This is a genomic window from Streptomyces sp. NPDC046900 (assembly GCF_040644975.1).
Classification (GTDB): Bacteria; Actinomycetota; Actinomycetes; order Streptomycetales; family Streptomycetaceae; genus Streptomyces.
The window spans coordinates 1-1,714 of sequence record NZ_JBEYXD010000236.1 but is presented as its reverse complement, the minus strand read 5'-3'; the positions used below and the strand labels follow the sequence as shown (position 1 = coordinate 1,714).

Annotated in this window: 1 protein-coding gene; it reads right to left on the bottom strand. The window is 68.7% G+C overall.

The window, feature by feature from the left end; translation table 11 throughout:
• Positions 1-7: 7 nt before the first annotated feature.
• A complete protein-coding gene (locus tag ABZ904_RS51155; protein ID WP_361831195.1) occupies positions 8-1,435 on the bottom strand; it encodes an IS110 family transposase in 1,428 nt (475 codons plus the stop codon).
• Positions 1,436-1,714: the final 279 nt, after the last annotated feature.

The window sequence follows — 1,714 nt, the reverse complement described above, 5'->3', positions numbered from 1 at the left end:
TGAGTTCCTAACGGACGTCAAGCAGATCGTGGTGATCTCGGGGCTTGGTTCGTAGGGTGGTTGTCGACGGGCCGGTTGCCGGAGCGCTTCGCGACTCCTTCTCGCGCCGGCTCGTCGTTGGGTTTTTCAGTTGCTGGGCTCGCCGTCGGACGTCGACTTTCGCTCGGGCGGTCTTGTCGACCTTGTAGCGGGTTGTGCAGGTTTGCCGTCCCTCGGCCTCGGTGATCTCGCGTCCGTCGGTGTCGCGGAGTTCATAGAGGGTGCCGTTGCGCCAGCAGGCGGCCAGGCGGGTGACCAGGACGGCGGCGAGTGTGCAGAGGGCGGAGTTGTGGTGTTTGCCCTTGCCTGCGACGAGATCGTGGTAGCGGGCGGCGAGGGTGGGATCGACGTGCCGGGCGATGTCCGCGGCCTTGAACAAGGTCTCGCGCAGTCCGGGATCTCCTTGGCGGGTGGGTGGGCCGTTGCGGCTGGTCAGTCCGGACTGGCTGACACGGGGAACCAGGCCGGTGAAGGCGCGGATACCGGCCAGGCTGGCGAAGCGGTTCGGGTCTCCGAGCCGGCCCAGGATGCCCGCGGCCGTGATGACGCCGAAGCCGGGCCCGGAGGCGATGACCTGGCCGGGGTCGGCTTCTTCGTAAAGGATGGCGATCCGGTCCTCCAGGGTGATGATCTGCGCGTTCAGGTGAGCGGCCATGCGGGCCTCGCCGGCGATGTCCTCGGCCAGTTCGGCGAAGTCCAGGGCGCCGTCGGGCCAGAGCTCAAGGCTCTGCCGGGCGGCAGCCGTGATCTGTTCCGCGTGCTCCTCGCGCCACTGGCCTCGGCTGTGTCGGATCAGCAGGGCGGCCAGGCGTTTGCGGCCCAGTCGGCGGATGGCGTGGGGGTCGGCTCCGGTTTTCTCCAGCACGGCCAGCGCGGCTTTGGAGTAGGCGCCTGTGCCCAGGGCGTCGGCCCAGGCGGGTCCGAGCAGCTCCAGCAGGGCGTCGAGCCGGTAGAAAGTGGCCGTGCGGCGTTCGACCAGCGAGCTGCGGCGACGGACGGCTCGTCGCAGGGGGTCGGCCGGCCCTGTGTCTGACAGGTCCCGCAGTCCTTCGGGGTGCAGCAGTGGCAGCCGCGCGAGGATCCGGGAGTCGAGCTGGTCGTTCTTGGTGTGCTTGGAGTAGTAGTCGCGCAGGTCAGCGGCCTGCTCCGGTGGCACCAGGACCACCTTGGCGCCACGGTGGGCGAACCAGGCGGCGAGCGGGACCCAGGCGTTGCGGGTGGGCTCCATGATGACGGTGACGTCGTCGGTGGAGGGCAGGCCGTCCCATAACCGTTCGAGGTCGTCAGCGGTGGTGGTGAACCGCCGTCCGGAGAACTGGATCTCTCCGGCGGCGTCGGTGCAGGTGGCCCGGTGAGAGGCCCGGCAGGCCACATCGATTCCCAGGTGCAGCTTCAACAGATGCCTCCGTCCCGCAGCAGGTGCTGTCCGTGTCCGGAGGGCTTCCGCCACAACCAGGCACGTGTTCCGCAGGGTTGTGCTGACCGGACATTCGGTAGCAGAGGTCCACGCGCTTGCCGTGGCCACGGGTTCCCAACAGGGACGCACGTGCGTCGGGGGTTCAACCAGCCGTCGATCAGCGTGGAGAAGTCGCCTGCAGGCAGACGCTTCGGTCAGTGATCCAGCCGTGCCGGAAGAACCGGACCCGACGCACCCTACGCAGCCCCCGAGGATCCC